Annotated in this window: 11 protein-coding genes and 1 pseudogene; 8 read left to right on the top strand and 4 right to left on the bottom strand. The window is 38.9% G+C overall.

Annotation, left to right across the window (positions count from 1 at the left end):
* The first annotated feature begins 22 nt into the window (after positions 1-22).
* Both ACO1R6_RS17490 and ACO1R6_RS17495 read left to right on the top strand, forming a co-directional pair.
* A complete protein-coding gene (locus ACO1R6_RS17490) occupies positions 23-2,464 on the top strand; it encodes a TonB-dependent receptor domain-containing protein (protein WP_486266312.1) in 2,442 nt (813 codons plus the stop codon).
* Between the two features lie 494 nt (positions 2,465-2,958).
* The gene (locus tag ACO1R6_RS17495) at positions 2,959-3,720 is read left to right on the top strand and encodes a hypothetical protein (RefSeq protein ID WP_486266313.1); all 762 of its coding nucleotides are present in this window, start codon (positions 2,959-2,961) and stop codon (positions 3,718-3,720) included.
* A gap of 39 nt (positions 3,721-3,759) precedes the next feature.
* Here the strand turns inward: ACO1R6_RS17495 and ACO1R6_RS17500 are convergent, their stop codons facing one another.
* The 3 genes from ACO1R6_RS17500 to ACO1R6_RS17510 are packed head-to-tail and all read right to left on the bottom strand — an operon-like array spanning position 3,760 to position 5,688.
* A complete protein-coding gene (locus tag ACO1R6_RS17500; RefSeq protein ID WP_486266314.1) occupies positions 3,760-4,584 on the bottom strand; it encodes a sensor histidine kinase in 825 nt (274 codons plus the stop codon).
* 11 nt (positions 4,585-4,595) lie between these two features.
* The gene (locus ACO1R6_RS17505) at positions 4,596-5,264 is read right to left on the bottom strand and encodes a hypothetical protein (RefSeq protein WP_486266315.1); all 669 of its coding nucleotides are present in this window, start codon (positions 5,262-5,264) and stop codon (positions 4,596-4,598) included.
* A 43-nt stretch (positions 5,265-5,307) separates the two neighbouring features.
* Entirely contained in the window at positions 5,308-5,688 is a 381-nt protein-coding gene (locus ACO1R6_RS17510; RefSeq protein ID WP_486266316.1) for a hypothetical protein, read from the bottom strand.
* Between the two features lie 2,642 nt (positions 5,689-8,330).
* Here ACO1R6_RS17510 and ACO1R6_RS17515 point away from each other — a divergent pair.
* The 6 genes and pseudogenes from ACO1R6_RS17515 to ACO1R6_RS17540 all read left to right on the top strand — a co-directional run bounded on the left by ACO1R6_RS17515 (position 8,331) and on the right by ACO1R6_RS17540 (position 13,666).
* Entirely contained in the window at positions 8,331-8,717 is a 387-nt protein-coding gene (locus tag ACO1R6_RS17515; RefSeq protein WP_486266317.1) for a zinc metalloprotease, read from the top strand.
* The gene (locus ACO1R6_RS17520; RefSeq protein ID WP_486266322.1) at positions 8,714-8,887 is read left to right on the top strand and encodes a M43 family zinc metalloprotease; all 174 of its coding nucleotides are present in this window, start codon (positions 8,714-8,716) and stop codon (positions 8,885-8,887) included. Before ACO1R6_RS17515 ends, ACO1R6_RS17520 begins: the two co-directional genes overlap by 4 nt.
* 310 nt (positions 8,888-9,197) lie before the next feature.
* A complete protein-coding gene (locus ACO1R6_RS17525) occupies positions 9,198-10,472 on the top strand; it encodes a hypothetical protein (RefSeq protein ID WP_486266319.1) in 1,275 nt (424 codons plus the stop codon).
* Between the two features lie 58 nt (positions 10,473-10,530).
* Entirely contained in the window at positions 10,531-11,865 is a 1,335-nt protein-coding gene (locus tag ACO1R6_RS17530; RefSeq protein ID WP_486266320.1) for a zinc metalloprotease, read from the top strand.
* A 217-nt stretch (positions 11,866-12,082) separates the two neighbouring features.
* The gene (locus ACO1R6_RS17535; protein WP_486266323.1) at positions 12,083-12,214 is read left to right on the top strand and encodes a transposase; all 132 of its coding nucleotides are present in this window, start codon (positions 12,083-12,085) and stop codon (positions 12,212-12,214) included.
* 722 nt (positions 12,215-12,936) lie between these two features.
* Positions 12,937-13,666 (top strand): annotated as a pseudogene (locus tag ACO1R6_RS17540) (IS5 family transposase).
* 741 nt (positions 13,667-14,407) lie between these two features.
* Here the strand turns inward: ACO1R6_RS17540 and ACO1R6_RS17545 are convergent.
* Entirely contained in the window at positions 14,408-15,175 is a 768-nt protein-coding gene (locus tag ACO1R6_RS17545; RefSeq protein ID WP_486266321.1) for a class I SAM-dependent methyltransferase, read from the bottom strand.
* Positions 15,176-15,620: the final 445 nt, after the last annotated feature.

Genomic DNA, 15,620 nt, shown 5'->3' on the forward strand with positions numbered 1-15,620 from the left:
TTAACTTTTAAATATTTTGGCTATGAAAACTATTTTTACCCTTGTATTTGCCGCCTTCTTCGGTATTGGCCTGGTGCATACCAGCCAGGCGCAAGAGGCAGGTTTACTTTCCGGAAGAGTAAAAGATGAAAGCGGTGCCGCTTTGGGTTTTGGTACTGTAGCGATAATGCAGGCCGCTAACGGAACCGTAGTAACGGGCGGGGTAACCGATGCCGCCGGTAAATTCCTGATTAAAGCGCCGGCCGCCGGTACTTATTTTTTACGGCTGAGCGCTATTGGCTACACCACGCATACCACTGCGGTTTTTACGGTAACCAGCCCCAATTTTGCGAAAGACTTTGGTACCCTTACTTTAAAACCCGATACAAAACAATTGCAGGAAGTAGCTGTAAAGGCGCTCCGGCCCACCATTGTTACCCACCCCGATAAAATGGTGGTAAGCGTAGAAGGTACGGCCTTAGCCGCTGGTAATACCGCTTACGATGTGTTAGCCCGTTCGCCGGGTGTTTTCGTAGACCAGGATGGCAATATTCAGCTTAACGGCAAAGCGGGCGTAAGAATAATGCTGGACGGTAAAATCAGTTATTTATCGGGTAAAGAGCTGCAAACCTTGTTACAGGGTATGTCGGCCGAAAACCTGAAAGACCTGGAAATTATTACCAATCCTTCGGCTAAATACGATGCCGAGGGTACGGCCGGGATTATTAATATTAACCTGAAGAAAAACCAACAGACAGGTTTTAACGGTAACGTGTACAGCAGTTACCAGTATAATTCCTTGCATTCGGGTACGCTGGGCGGTACACTTAATTATAAAAAAGGCAACTGGAACTCGTTTGCGACCCTGGATATGGCCCGCCGGGTAAACATGCGCCAGGCTACTTTAAACCGGCAGTTTAAAAAAGAAAGCGTTACTACCGTATTTAACCAGCAGGCCAACGAAGACGGTTACCGTTATATTCCGGCGCTACGTTTAGGCACCGATTACGATATAAACCCCAGGCACAGTATAGGTATAGTTGCTAATTTGCTGTACTTAACCGGCAATAATAAACTAAAAACAGATTTGTACCAGCGCAACGGCAATCTGGCCGAAGACTCGCTGGTGCAGGCCACCAACCTGATTAAAAGAGGATTTAACAACGGCAATTTTAACGTACATTACATGGGTAAACTTGATTCTTTGGGCAGCACTTTAACCGCCGACCTGGATTGGGTACTGCTCCGGAGTTCGCAGGAAACTGATTTTTATAATTCTTTTAGAAACCTGGCCCCTGATAGCCAACCGTTTTTTACCCAAATTAATAACCAGAATCCATCGCAATATAATATTTATTCGGCCAAAGTAGATTATACCAGACCCTTTACCAAAACCACCAAAGTAGAATTAGGTGCCAAAGCCAGCTACGTAGCGTCGGATAATGATTTAAAGTTTAACCATATTTTTGATGGCCGTCCGGAACCAGATGCGGGTAAAAGCAACCATTTTATTTACAAAGAAAATATTTACGCGGCTTACGCCAATTTTAGTACCCAATTTGGCCCCAAGTGGAGCGTGCAGGGTGGCCTCCGTGCCGAACAAACCGTAGCCAAAGGTTATTCGGTAACGCAAGATTCTACAAATAACCGGAACTACCTGGGCCTGTTCCCCAGCGTTTTTATCGCGCAGAAAGTAAGTAAAGATTACCAGGTTACTTACAATTACAGCCGCCGCATTGGCCGGCCGCGCTACGAGTCGCTAAACCCGTTTGTGTTCTACATCGACCCCTATACTACCGCCCAGGGCAACCCGTACCTACGGCCCCAGTACACGCATTCGTTTCAGGTTACCCAAACCATCCGCAGCATTTATAATTTAACGGTAAACTACGCTTTTACAAAAGACTTTATTGCCGAGATCCCGGAGCAGGACAGCGAAACCCGGAAGACCGTTTTTCGGCAAAGCAACGTCGATAAATTCGAAAATATTAGCGCTACGCTGGTGGCTCCGGTTAAAGTAATGCCCCAGTGGGAAATTAACAACAATCTTACCTTTACCCACCAGTATTATATGGTTCAGGTAAATGGGCAGTCGCTCCGGAACGAGCAAGCCACTTTTTACGCCCAATCTACGAGCAATATTCAGCTGCCCCGCAAAATCCGGATGGAAGTAAACCTGGGTTACCAAGGGCCGCGCGTGTACGGCTTGTTCCGGGTAAAAGAAAACTGGGGCGTAGACATAGGCCTGAAACGCTCGGTAGCGCACGACAAACTAGACCTGAACCTAAACTTTACCGATATTTTCCGGACCCGGCGTTTTGTAGCCGATACCTATGCCAACGGCAATACTACTTACATCAATCAATATTTTGGTCAGCAAAGTGTAATTCTGGGTTTGCGTTACCGGTTTAACAAAGGCGAGAAATTTGAAATGAAGAAACGCAATACCAATTTAGAAGAATTAAACCGCGCCGGCGGCAATTAAACTACCGCAAAATAAAACTATGAAAAGCAGAAATGCCCGACCCGAAAAGGCCGGGTATTTTTGTTTAAACCAGTATAAATTTATTCAGGCTTAGCCTATCGCCGGCGTCTCGCCGGTGATGTCCTCTACCGGCCTCTGGCCATCAAGATTAAATAAATCTACTACAAGCTTACTACTTAAAACTTGTCACGTACGCATCAGCTATTTTTCCCCAGAACACGCACAATAAAGCAAGCCAACAGGCTATCCGCTACCAGCATAATAGTTACGAGTAAACGCAAATATTCCATCAGCAAAAGCTCAGCCTGGCAAACCCAAAAGATATTATAGAATATTTGCGGGAATCTGCGCTAAAATACCTAAAAATGAGTATGGTTACGTGCTAATAAAATATTACATTTAGCTTTGTAGATAAGCTCTGTTTCAGTACCGCCCAACCCAGGCATACAGGGGTGTAATTTCAAACATTCACTTATTTAACCAGGTAAATAAAAATGGCTTTAAACATAAAAGACGAAGCTTTTGTGGAGCAATTTGCTTTACAAGGCGACGAAAAAACCAAGCCCGAAGGCATTTCTACTTCTAAAAATGTAACCGGCATAGAGGTGCGCTTATCGCGGGCATTTATCATCAACAACAAAACCGCCAAAGTGCCGCCTTTTCCGGGCTTTTCTAAAATGTACCTGATGGTAATTGTGGTAAGCGATACCGGCGAAGTTTTACAGAACCTGGACCTGAAAAGTTTTGCCAAAGTAGGCGACGACGAAGACTTGCCCGTAGACAAAACCATTTATTTCTGGAAACAGCATCAGCCCGAAGATAAAAGTCCTTCGCAAATTCATGTTTTGGCTTCCATCATTAAAAGCAAACAGAACCTGCGGGATGTAGCCAATGTACTGGCCGACGTTAAAAACGATTCAAATTATGCCGATGTGGTTTCGGCGATTAAAGCCGTAGTCCGGAAGGCCAATGCCGTTACCCAGGTGTCGGATTTATTGTTTTCGGTGGCCGGAGTAGTAGGCAAGTTCCTGGGCAAGGTAGACGATAAACCGCTCTTAACCTGGGTGCAAAGCTTTACCGACATTAACGGCGATTTTGATAAGCTGGGCAAAACCACCATTGGTCGTAAAAATGATTTTGCCGCCTTAGATTTATCTATCATTATCCGGGATACTAATCGCGAAGAAGAATTGGCGGCCATGAGCGGAGCCGTTATTGAAGAACTGGAAATTGCCCGCAAAGGAGAAATTGCTTAAATATTGGTTTGTTTAAGCAGTAAAACCATTACCGTTACTTTAAGCTATTAAAGGCAATATTAACTGGGCTTGCGTGCCTACACCGGCCTGGCTTTCCAGTTTAAAATGCGCGCCAATCAGGCGGGCCCGGTAATGCATGTTGTAAATGCCAATGCCTTTAATCGGTATCCGGGGGGTAATGGTGGTTATTTCTTCAGATGGGCTGTCCGTATCGTCGGGATTATCCGCAAAGCCCAGGCCATCGTCCTGAATGATTAAATAAATGGCTTCGGGCGCATAAGTTAAAACCACCTGAATGGTTTTGGCTTCGGCGTGTTTAATAATATTATTCAGGGCTTCTTGTACAATCCGGAAAATAATCAGTTTTATTTCGGCAGGTAAGGAAATTTCTGCACCGTGTAATTCAAAAGACGTATTATAAAGTGCGGCTTTCTGAATCAGGTTTAATTGAAAACGCAATGATTCGGCAAGGCTTTGCTGCTGTACAAATTCGGCATTTAACCGCTTCGATAGATTGCGTAAATCATCAATGGCTTTATCTAGTAATTCTTTGCTGGTGCTAACCTTTAAGCCGGTAGTTTGGTAATTGTGGGGCTGAATGGTGCTAATGTTTAGCCGGATTAAAGAAAGAATTTGCCCGATGTTGTCGTGAATTTCCTGCGAAATGTTCAGGAAAGTTTGCTCCTGCATTTCTAGCTGGGCTTTTAGTATTTCGTGCTGGAAACTGTTTTTAAGTTCTTCTTTTTCTTTTAAGTGAGCATTAAACCGTTTTTGGTAGAGGCAAAAAAAGAAAGTAACCAAACCCGCTACCACTAAAAAAATTATGGTTCCACTGGAAACGACCAAAAGTATATCGGGAGACATAGCCATGATTGCTAATCATAGGATTTAAAAAAGCGCCGGCATAAAAAAGAAAAGATAAACATGAGGTACAAAAAACACAGTAAAACAACCGTTACGCTATAATAATACTTTTTCGCGACTTCTTTAGAATTTTCTAATAAATTATTCATTAAACCTTCTACAAAAAAGCCACCCAAGGCATAAAACAGCAAACCTGTACTAATCCAGAAAAGTGGCTCCCGCTCCAACTGATAAATTTTAAGTTGCACAAACGTTTGGCGATAGTAAGTAAGCACCCAGGCCAGGATTAAAAAGTTGCTTAAAACAATGGCGTAAGAATTATACTCGCGCACTTGCTGCACTGTAAAACCCAGCACCAGCGCCGCCAAAATAACCACCGGCACCGAAAAAATAATTACCTTTTTTACCTTACCGGAACTAATAGCCGAGTAATAAATAAAAGCATAAAATGTGTATTGTACGGGCGTAAGAAAATGGTAAATAAATAAATTGTTTTCTTTAAATGTTTGTAAATAGCCGGCATACAGTTCAAACGGAAAACAAACCAGCATAAGCGTGCCCACTAGTTTTTGCTCGGGGGTAGCCTTCCGGAAATTTAAAAAGAAAAGCAGCAGAATCAGCGATTCTAAACCTATAGTCAGGTAAACATCCAACATAGCCGTAAACAATGCATCCGGCATAAAGAGGCTGTAACACCAATTTATGCCGGATTGGTTTAACTCATCACATTCCGGTCAGCACAGACATAATAATAGCATCCGACCGGCAACCAGGCGGGCACTTCGCGGGTTCTTGTCCGGGGCCATCTGCTGCCGGGCTGGGTGCTGAACCTGTTAAAGGCTGAACCTGCAACACGTTGTCGTCGGCATCTAATACCGCATAAAATAACCGGTGATTCGTACCGCCGGCCTCGCAGCCATAATATACCCGCAAGTGCGTTGGGTTACCGTTTTGGCTGGCAGCAGCTACTAAGGCATTTATTTCGGCCAACGAAAACTTATACGCGCACACAAATTCCCCAAAGTTGGCCACATCCAGGCCCGCCAAATAATCTTTAAAGTTCTGGCTTTGTTGGGTATGCTCCGGAAATACATTCTGTTCCATAAATTTTTCTTTTTAAGTGAAGGATGATTGAGATTTAAAGAGATGTGGTGATAATATAAGAAAATTTACAGATAGGATTAAACTTAATTAAGTTTTTTGGTTTGAGTTTGTGTGATATAGTGTTATAAATCAATATTTTATCTTTTAGCTTGTGGGGATATTCACAGATGTTTGGGAAAAATCACATAAATAAACGTGATGGTACCCACACCAGCCAAGTTAAACTTCTCAGTTGACTCTGGTAAATGTCTCATTGATAACAAGTTAAAGAAAAGCAATATTTGTAAAGTCGCACAGTAATGTATAATCAACAACTGAAGTATTGATAATTGTAGTGTAATGGATAGAATCGATGAAATTGACTTAGAAATATGTTTCGAGTTAAGGATACAGCAGAAATTTATTTCGTTGAACCATTAAAAATACTGAAAATTCAGTATTGCGGATAGGATTAGAACGAGTTACTATTACACTTATAATTTTAATTAAATAATATAAGCGAATTACAATTTTAGAAGCTCCCAAATGGGAGATGAAAGAATATTGCCTTTCTTGAATCAAGTAATAGCTATAAATATTTTTGAAGAAAATAAAACAAAGTTTACTCAACAGAAGGTTGATAGCAGCCAGTCGTTATTCAATCTGAATAAAGAATGTACTGTAGTAAAAACGAACAAACCTAAAGGCAAATGAAAATGTAGAATTAATTTAAAAAGTTATGCTCTGCCGCTAACGCTTGGCTACTTTTAGCTTTGTTGTCTTTGCCGGCCACTGCGCAAAAAATAGATAATATAAAATAATGGACTACCTAACACAAGTCGCTGATAGTTACGCTGAAGCCTAAGTATACTTCCTACAGCATAGAAGAAGACTTTGGCGATATGGTGGAACCGTCGGTTGAGATGCCAACTTTACAAGATTTAGAATACAAAAAAGTGAACGGTGATTTGATTCTAAAATTTTAGATGGAGAATGTTTATAGCTATAACTCCAACAAGAAAATGAAGCAGGTGTCCATAGGGCGTAAACCACATGTGTACTATAATTTAACTTATAAAGCAGATTATGGCTATGATTTAACCGACAAGGGAAGTAACGTTGGTAGTCTCTCATAAAAGAACCAACAGTATTTTCATAACATTGGCCTTCCATAGCATAACCGAACTGGAAATTTACCTGAAGAACGCTTTTGTGGCCGACCTAACTAAAGCCTTAATACAATAAGTAGGTAAGCCCCTAGCTTACGATTTAACCCCCAATCCATACGGAGTACGCCTAGTGGCTAATTTCATTTAAGGAACTGCCCTGCCTACCAAAATTTACAATGCTACTTCTTATTTTGCCGCTTCAGTTTCTAAGATATAGCCAGATAAAGAAAAATTAAGCAGCTGTAGAAGTTAGGAAAAACACCTTGTAAGGCCAATTGGGAGGACATGAGAAGCGAAATTAATAAAAAGGTATCATTAGAATTTGTTTATCAATTAGTAAACAAATGGATGCACTTGATATAAAGCACTTCTTGAAGAAAGATGAAAATAAAAGAGTATAGCTAATTGCAAAATATGAGCACTGAAGTGAAACCGTTAAAATTTAAAAAGAATTAAGAAGGTATGTCGGATAAATGGATTTCTGTTGTAGCAATGTTTTTTATTTTGAGCATAATAAATGAGCGAATTGCAACTTTTTTAAAGCCTGCTTTATCTGACTTTAGATGGTTTGGTATAACTAGGTTACAATACTATTTAACAAGTCCAAGAGTATTCGAAATGCTAGATAATAGAGATTATTATTTATAATAGACTAATATTTAATGCTTTGACGATATTTTTAAACTTTTATTATGTGAGTTTTTACATAGAATTGTGATAAGTCCCATTTAAGTTATGTGTTTAAACAGTTAAGAACGGAATAGACCCAGTTTATATAATGTGAAAAGTCACATTGTTAATCTATTGATTATCAAATTTTACAACGTTCAATTCTAGTAAAGCATCTCTAAAAAAATTTGTTATTGTTGTAGATAGAAAAATCAGGAGATAATATTGAAAATTTAATTAAGCTAAGTATGCCATTTTGTTAGTTTAACAATACTGAAAAATCAGTATTGCTAAAACATTTAGAACAAGTTACTATGATGATGTAAAATATAGTAGCCAGTGAAATGCTGATTATACCCTTTTATTAGCTATATCAGAAAGAACATTTTAATTAACTAAAATAGAAGTGACGGATTATTGTAAATAAAAAGTTTAAAAGTTGATTAGTTAGAAAAGGCTTGGATTGCAAACGGAGTTGATGAAATTCTTAGTTAAGATATTTTAAAGTTAATTGAATATAAGTAAACCGATGGAGAAGAGAATATTAGTATTTAAAATAACACTATTATTTATTTTTTTAATGAGAGTGTCTGTACATAGCCAATAGATTAGGTGCGGTTTTGACCTATTGAGAAATAAACAATTAAATAGATTGAATTTAATAGATAATAGAAAATTCAATTTTGTTTTTGAAGATGTAAAGAAAAGTAAAAAAGGATTAAAAAGAATATTAAGCATATACAACAAGAAACGGGAGCTATTCAAATTGAAGTTGTAGTTCATGTAATACATAACGGTGGGGCTGAAAACATTAGTGAACAGCAAGTGAGAAGCCAAATAGATGTGTTAAATCAAGATTTTAGGAATAAATTAGGAGGAGTTGATACTGGTATTGAGTTCAAATTGGCCATAAATGATGATCAAGGGAATAAATCTATTGGAATTCAGAGATACAGAAGCCAATTATCAAATTTTATTTACGATTCGCAGTCTGATGGTCAAAATTCGTTTGGCAGTATGGAAGCCTCATTGAAGGGGATTTCTCAATGGAACCTAAGAAAATATCTTAATATTTGGATAGTTAATACCATTGTAGATGTAAGCAATCAAAATGAACCTAATTGGCTTGCCTATGCAACTTACCCCCAGTTTGTTGACAACTCACCGCAGTTGGATGGCTTAGTTATAGTAGATGATTTTTTGGGGACATAGGCACAGGATCCAATCCCACCAGAAACTTAGGCCATACTTGTAGCCATGAGGTTGGGCATTGGTTAGGGCTTTTTCACACTTATCAGGGAGGATGCGAGGAGAGAATTAAAGGGGATTGTAGTGTGTATGGAGATATGGTTTATGATACTCCTCCTGCTTTTAAGAGTTGAAGTGATACTCGAGATTGTAGAAACGTTTTGAACACTTGTATAGAATACTCAGACTAAAACGATTTAAGTAACAATTTATGGATACAGCCCAAGATGCATTTATGACGACTTTTACCCAGGGGCAAGCAGATAAAATTGAATCGGTAACTATAAACTATAGAAATTTAACGTTCTTTCAATAAGTAATTTATTTCTATTGAAAAGATTTAAAAAGGTAATTAGCTAGGTTAATAGTAATAAATAGTTGAATTATCAATGTCTTTTTATTGCCAAATGCTAAATATGTTTAGTTAAAATAATTTAAAATTATATGAAAAAAGAAAATCTATTATTACTGTTTCTGTTTGTTCTTTTAATAAGTGGCCAAACATATGCACAAAACGTTATTCATTTTTATCATGGGAAAAACGATGAATCAATATCCTTAGATGATGATGGAAAAGAGTTTGGTTTAGTTGATAATATTAAGATAGTTAAGGCAAGTGGCGATGGAATAATGATTATGGTTGATAATCCGAACCCTATCTTTTATGATTACACATTTAAAACTGAAGTAGTAAATATTGAGGAGTCTTACCCTAATATTACTCCTTTCTTGGAAACAGTAACAAAGTTGTTGCCAAATGATGCAACTGAAGGAATTACAGAAGATGCCTCTTACCAAGCATATAAAAATACAATTGAAAACTTAGGTAAAGATATAAATGAGGCTAGAGCGTTAATAATAGCATCTGATTTGCCTGAATCTAAATCAGATGCTTTCTTACATACAAATACCGACGGTCTACGTGGTGCTATTAAGAAGATACGTGGAATTAGAGGAGGGTTTGGTGAATTTAATAGCACAACCTTGGCCAATGACCTCAATTCTCTTTATGAAAAATTTAAAGGTGATTTAAGTGATGATACACATCGAGCGGCATTCTTAGCATTAAATGCAGATTATGTACGCCGAGTAAATGAATTACAAAATCTTGTTTTAGGTAAAAATTTAAAAACATTAATAAAACATTACTTTGTGGTTGGAGATAAACCTACTAAAATTACTTTAACTATAAAGCCTAAAGATGTAAGTAATTTAAAATTAAATCTTTCTAGAGAAACAAGAGAGTTTGTTATTGCTACTTTAATACCCGAATATGATCGAGCAACTGTTGAGTTGATTCCTGTTGCTAATTTCGCTTTTTCAAAAGATGTGAATGAATATTATTTAGAAGATAATATTGTGAAAAGAGAGCTTAAAGACAAAATTGTATTAAATCCTGGGCTATTATTAAATATAAATTTTGCAAAGTTTGGTGAATTTAAAGAAATGGCCGTTGGAATGGGTTTAGGATATAGTTTTTCAAAACAATCTACATTTAACCATTTCTCTCTTTCTTCTTTGTTTAGTTACCGCAATTTTCTAAGGGTAGGAGCAGGAGTTGGCTTTTCCCAATTTCCAAGTGGTTTAAATAATGGTGGCAAGCTAAATTCTCCTTTACCATCGGATATCTCGGATCTCAATGAAGTTGTTGGATATGATAATAAGCTAACAGGATTTATTACTTTTTCTTTCACGGGATTAGATATCAAATTAAAGTAATTTGGCAGGTTGTTTTTAAGTAATTAAATTATGTTCTATCAATAAAAATTATATTAACATGAAAACACTTTTATTAATTAATTTAAAGAAAGAATGGGTCAAAATGATTTATTCCTTACTTATTTATTTGGTTGTAGTTACTCCATCTCTAGGTCAAACTGGAGAGGTAGAGAAAGAAATGACTGAAAGGGATCAAAAGGCATTAGAAAGGAGGATGGAGAAATCGAAGTTTGAAGTTCCTGCAAGTATTGGAAGAAAACCTCAATCCTCCGATCCTAATGGAGTTACAGAAGATAGTAATAGAGATTCAGATAATGATGGCTTAACAAACAATCAGGAGCAGAGAATAAGAACAAACCCGGATAATCCTGATACAGATGGTGATGGATTAAAAGATGGCTGGGAAGTGGGGCCATTAAATGGAGTGGTAAACTTAAGAGATATGGGCGCTTCTCCTCTTCATAAAGATATTTTCGTTGAAATGGATTATATGGAGCGCGCATCTGCTAGCAATGGATTGAAGCCTAACCGTGAAGTTTTGGATAGAATAACAGAGATTTTTGCTCTTGCACCAGTAAATAATCCTGATGGTACAACAGGAATAAATATTCATTTAGTTGTAGATGAACAAATACCTTATGATGGTGATCTTAATCCTGTAAAGTCAGATTTTGAAGCTATTAAGAGATTTCATTTTAAAGCTGAAAGAGCAACAACTTTTCATTATATGATTTGGGCAGATGCATATGAGAATTCTAGATCTAGTGGAAATTCATTTGATATACCCAGTGCAGACTTTATTGTTACATTGGGTAGATGGAATGGTGGAAAAGGAGGAACTGTTGAGCAAAAAGTAGGCACTTTTATTCATGAATTAGGGCATAATCTAGGGCTTATGCATGGGGGGGTAAATCATTCTCATTATAATCCAAATCATTTAAGCGTCATGAATTATTATTATCAAATGTCAGGTATAAAAAAAGGAGATCAAAGATATCATAGTTACCAACCATTCCAACTACCTGAGCTTGATGAAGAATCCTTACGTGAAAGTGATGGATTAGGTAAAACTCCAAACTTAAATACATATCATATTCATTTTACAACTATTAACAACGCTGTAAAAAGGGATATCAAAGCTGATGGTTCAATTGATTGGAATGATAATGGGAGGATAGATTCTGAACCTGTACGTGTGGATTTAAACGGAGATGTCAATTTTAGTAAATGTTTAATTACACCTAATGAATGGGCTATTTTAAATTATACTGGTGGACCAATTGGTAAAATACAAATAACAGCTGGATTGAATGAGGAAACTGGAGATAATCCATTGTCTCCAGATGATGAATTGACTGAAGAGGTATATTTAAAGATTTTTGGAAATCCTTAGAAGCTGTTTCGAAACCTATAAAAGCTAAATCCAGAGTACCAAATATGAGCTCACCTTTGTTAAGATAGTTAAACGAGCAACTAATAAAAGACCTAGGTGAGTTTAAAACAAAAGAAGCATAAAGTGCAATGTTAGCTAAGCGAAGTGTGCGCAAACCGCTGGAAAAGTTTTAAACAAACAATGCCGATAATAAAGACGGTCAGTAAAGGGCGAATGCCTGGCTGTAGCAGTAAGAGATGTAATTAACGCTATTTTGTATGTTGTAATGATGGGCAGCTTTTGGCGCAGCTTACCGCATGATTTTCCCTGCGGACGATCCTTGTATTGTTATTTCAACTGCTGGAGATAGGATGCCAGTAGGAAAGCAATTGATAGTTTTCTGGTGAAAAACTATGGCATAAAGCCGGGCGGCAGCCCCATGCTACGGTGCGTATTATGGACTTGTAAAGCATCTGAACGAATGCCTGTGGTGGCCAATACCGCTGTTGCGATGCAGGCAAGCAGATATACGGCTCAAACGCTTTATTCTTACTGATACACTAGGTCTGCTGCTTACCGAATGGGTGTGTGTAGCAAATGTATCGGAAAAGGATGAGTTCTAAATGCCTGCTGCGCTATCTCTTTCGCCCTTTTATACTCAAAGAACTCTGTAGCCAGATAAAGCTAGTATAGGTAGATGGGGGGTACTAGGGAAGTGATTTGAAAAACTTTTTTCAAAAGCTATTGGGCTGGTGCTGGCAAGTGGTGCTGCGAACAGATGATATTAAATCGCTTTAAAATAATGCCCAGAATATGGGTAGTGGAAAGAACATTTGCTTGGATTCTCGACGCCATACGCCTACGCATGGACTATGAAAAAAAAGTGAATTTCAAGAGTATGCTCTATCTGGCTATAATTAGTGTTCTGCTAAAAAGAATTTAATACCTTTTGAAATAGTTTCTAAGATTGTTTCTTTATTTATCCTGAAAGTTTTATTCTAGAAGCTATCTCAAAAATAGGAATTAAAGGCAAAAGGCATCTGTTTTTTGTTCATGGAGTTGACTAAAGAGCAGTGGGCACGGATCTAGGATTTGGTTCCGGACCAGGTAAAAAGAGCAGATGGAAAAGGTAGACCAGCCCGAGACCAACGGCAGGTGCTGGAGGGGATTTTGTGGATATTACGCACGAGCGCACCTTGGTAAGATTTGCCGGAGCGATTTGGGCCTTATCAGACCTGTCACCGAAGGTTTCAGCAGTGGCAAAAGCAAGGTGTGATGCGGCAGGTAGTGGAAGCCTTAGCCAAGGATTTACAGCACAGAGGCGGTGTGGACTTGAGCGAATGTTTTATCGATGGCTCTTTCTGCATGGCAAAAAAAGGGGCACTGCTGTTGGGAAAATTAAACGCGGTAAAGGCACCAAACTCATGGCAATCACGGACGCTGCAGGTCTTGTTCTATCTGTCACCATCCAGTCAGCCGCTCCTCATGAAGTAGGATTGGTGGAGCAGGTGCTCGAGCAGCGGTTTATTGAGTCAATGCCTGAACGATTGGTTGGTGATAGAGCTTACGACTCTGACCCGCTGGATGAAAAATTAAAACAAAGGGTGTGGAGATGATTGCACCTCACCGCAGCAACTGCAAAAAGCAGAAAAACTAAGATGGCCGCAAGCTTAGAAGATACAAAAGAAGGTGGAAGATTGAGCGCTTCTTTGCCTGGCTCTTTAACTTCAGAAGAACTTTAGTCAGACACGAAACCAAAGCAGCTAATTACCTGGCTCTTGTGCTCCTGGCTGGTGTGAAAATATTATTAAGGTATTTTTGAGATAGCTTCTAGTGCTAGCTTGTGACTTCATTGTCAATAACAATTTGCTAGTTTTAAGAACATATTTCCCTCACTGTTTTAAATCTTCCGAAGGGTAACTTCAAACTATAAATGTATCAGGAGGAACTCTGTTCTTGTATATAGAAAAGCCTACCTAACGTAATTTTGTGCCTTTCTATTTGTCAATTTACAACCAGTTTCTTAGTCTTCACTTGCATGTGTGTGTCAAGTGCTCTGTCACTACAAGGATTACATAAAAAAGCTTTTCATTTTTCTTAGAAAGGCTTTTTTATTATAAATTCAAATAACTTATTTGAACTAGGGCACCACCAAATTAATTTTTAGAATCAATTCGGATTGCAAATTCGAGTACTCAATAATACAGGATTAAAAATCCCATTCAGCCTTTCTAAAAACTAAATTGGAGAAGCACTAGTTTAATAGGTTAAAATTACATCTACTCACTCCTTCAACACCTTCACCACCAACTTGGAAGCCCGCTGCCCATCAAAATACACCCGAATAGTTGATTTAATTAAATCCTCCGGATTGCCTAATATATATTCATAAACTGCTGCAGATTGCGATCTACCAGCGGCAACTAGGAGGTTTGGATTCGAACCATGAATTTATGGCTTTTTTAAAAGGTGTGTGGCAAATCGGGTATTTCGTGTTTTTCCGGAGTAATAGCATTGGGGGTAAAAGCGTTTTCGAACTGTTGGTGTAAAAGGAGCATGTAATTCATTTTTGCACCGTTCCATATAACAAAAAATGCTGAATGGGTAAGAAGTTTTCCCGCTGGTTAAGTTTGAAGCCATTGGCGCTTAGTTCTTTATTTGCCTGGGCTACGCTCATTTTATGTAGTTCCTTGATGGGTACTTTCGGGTCTTCGGCCCGGTACTCCAGCAGCAATAATTTGCCATCGGGTTTAAGCGCTTTATATAGGGCCTGCAACATTTCTTGCGGATACTCCAGTTCATGATAGACATCTACCATAATGGCTAAATCAACAGAAGCGGGGGGGAGATTAGGAGATTTGGTGCTGCCTTTTATTACTTCTACATTGGTCAAATCCAGTTCTTTTCTCCGGGCTTCTAAAGCCGAAATAAATTCATCCTGCACTTCTACGGCGTAAACTCTGCCTTGGGGTACTTTGGGGGCTATCCGGAAGGTGTAGTAACCGGTGCCGGCGCCAATATCGGCGACTACGCTGTTGGAGGCGAGGTTTAGTTTATTAATGGCTAAAGCTACGTTTTCTTCCTGTTGGCGGGTGTTGCGCTCGAGCCAGTCGCCGCCGGCAGCACTCATGACGTGGGCTATTTCGCGGCCCATGTATACCTTACCAGTGCCGTCGGGGTGCGGGGTTTTGGTGGTGTAAGCGGTGGTGGGTTTAGTAGCGGTGGTGTTGTTTTCTGGTTGGGGTTTAACTTGGCAGGCGGCGGTAGTGGTTAGTAAAACCAGGAGGTTCAGGAATAAAAGCCTGGTTGGGCGGAAGTTTCGTTTTAGCATAGCCATGGTTTATAACAAGTTGGGTGGAGTTAAGTTTAGGGTTCTTTACTTTGCTTATACGGGTTATTATAAATTTACCACCCCCAGCCCCTCCTAAAATAGGCGGGGAGCCGGGTAACGCATCCGTTGTGGCTGACTTGTTGTAGCTGCCTGTTCTCCTCATGAATAACAATCAACAATTAATATTAAACGAATATTTTATAATAGAACAGCATCTGCTACAAGCAAACTACAGCAGTTTGGACAGTGAGGGCCTTCTAAGGTTGTGGTGCGTAAGCATTCCGACAACAAGCTTAGACAGACCGGGCGGCCAAATGGGCCTCGCGGCCGGGAGCTAACGTAGGCTTATAAATATAATTAGCACCTGTACATTGAAAGATAAAATCTTTCAAAAGGTAAGCTTTAATAGTAAGGTAAAATATGTCGGAATAATGTTGTCCTCCCC

The organism is Adhaeribacter sp., assembly GCF_057359045.1.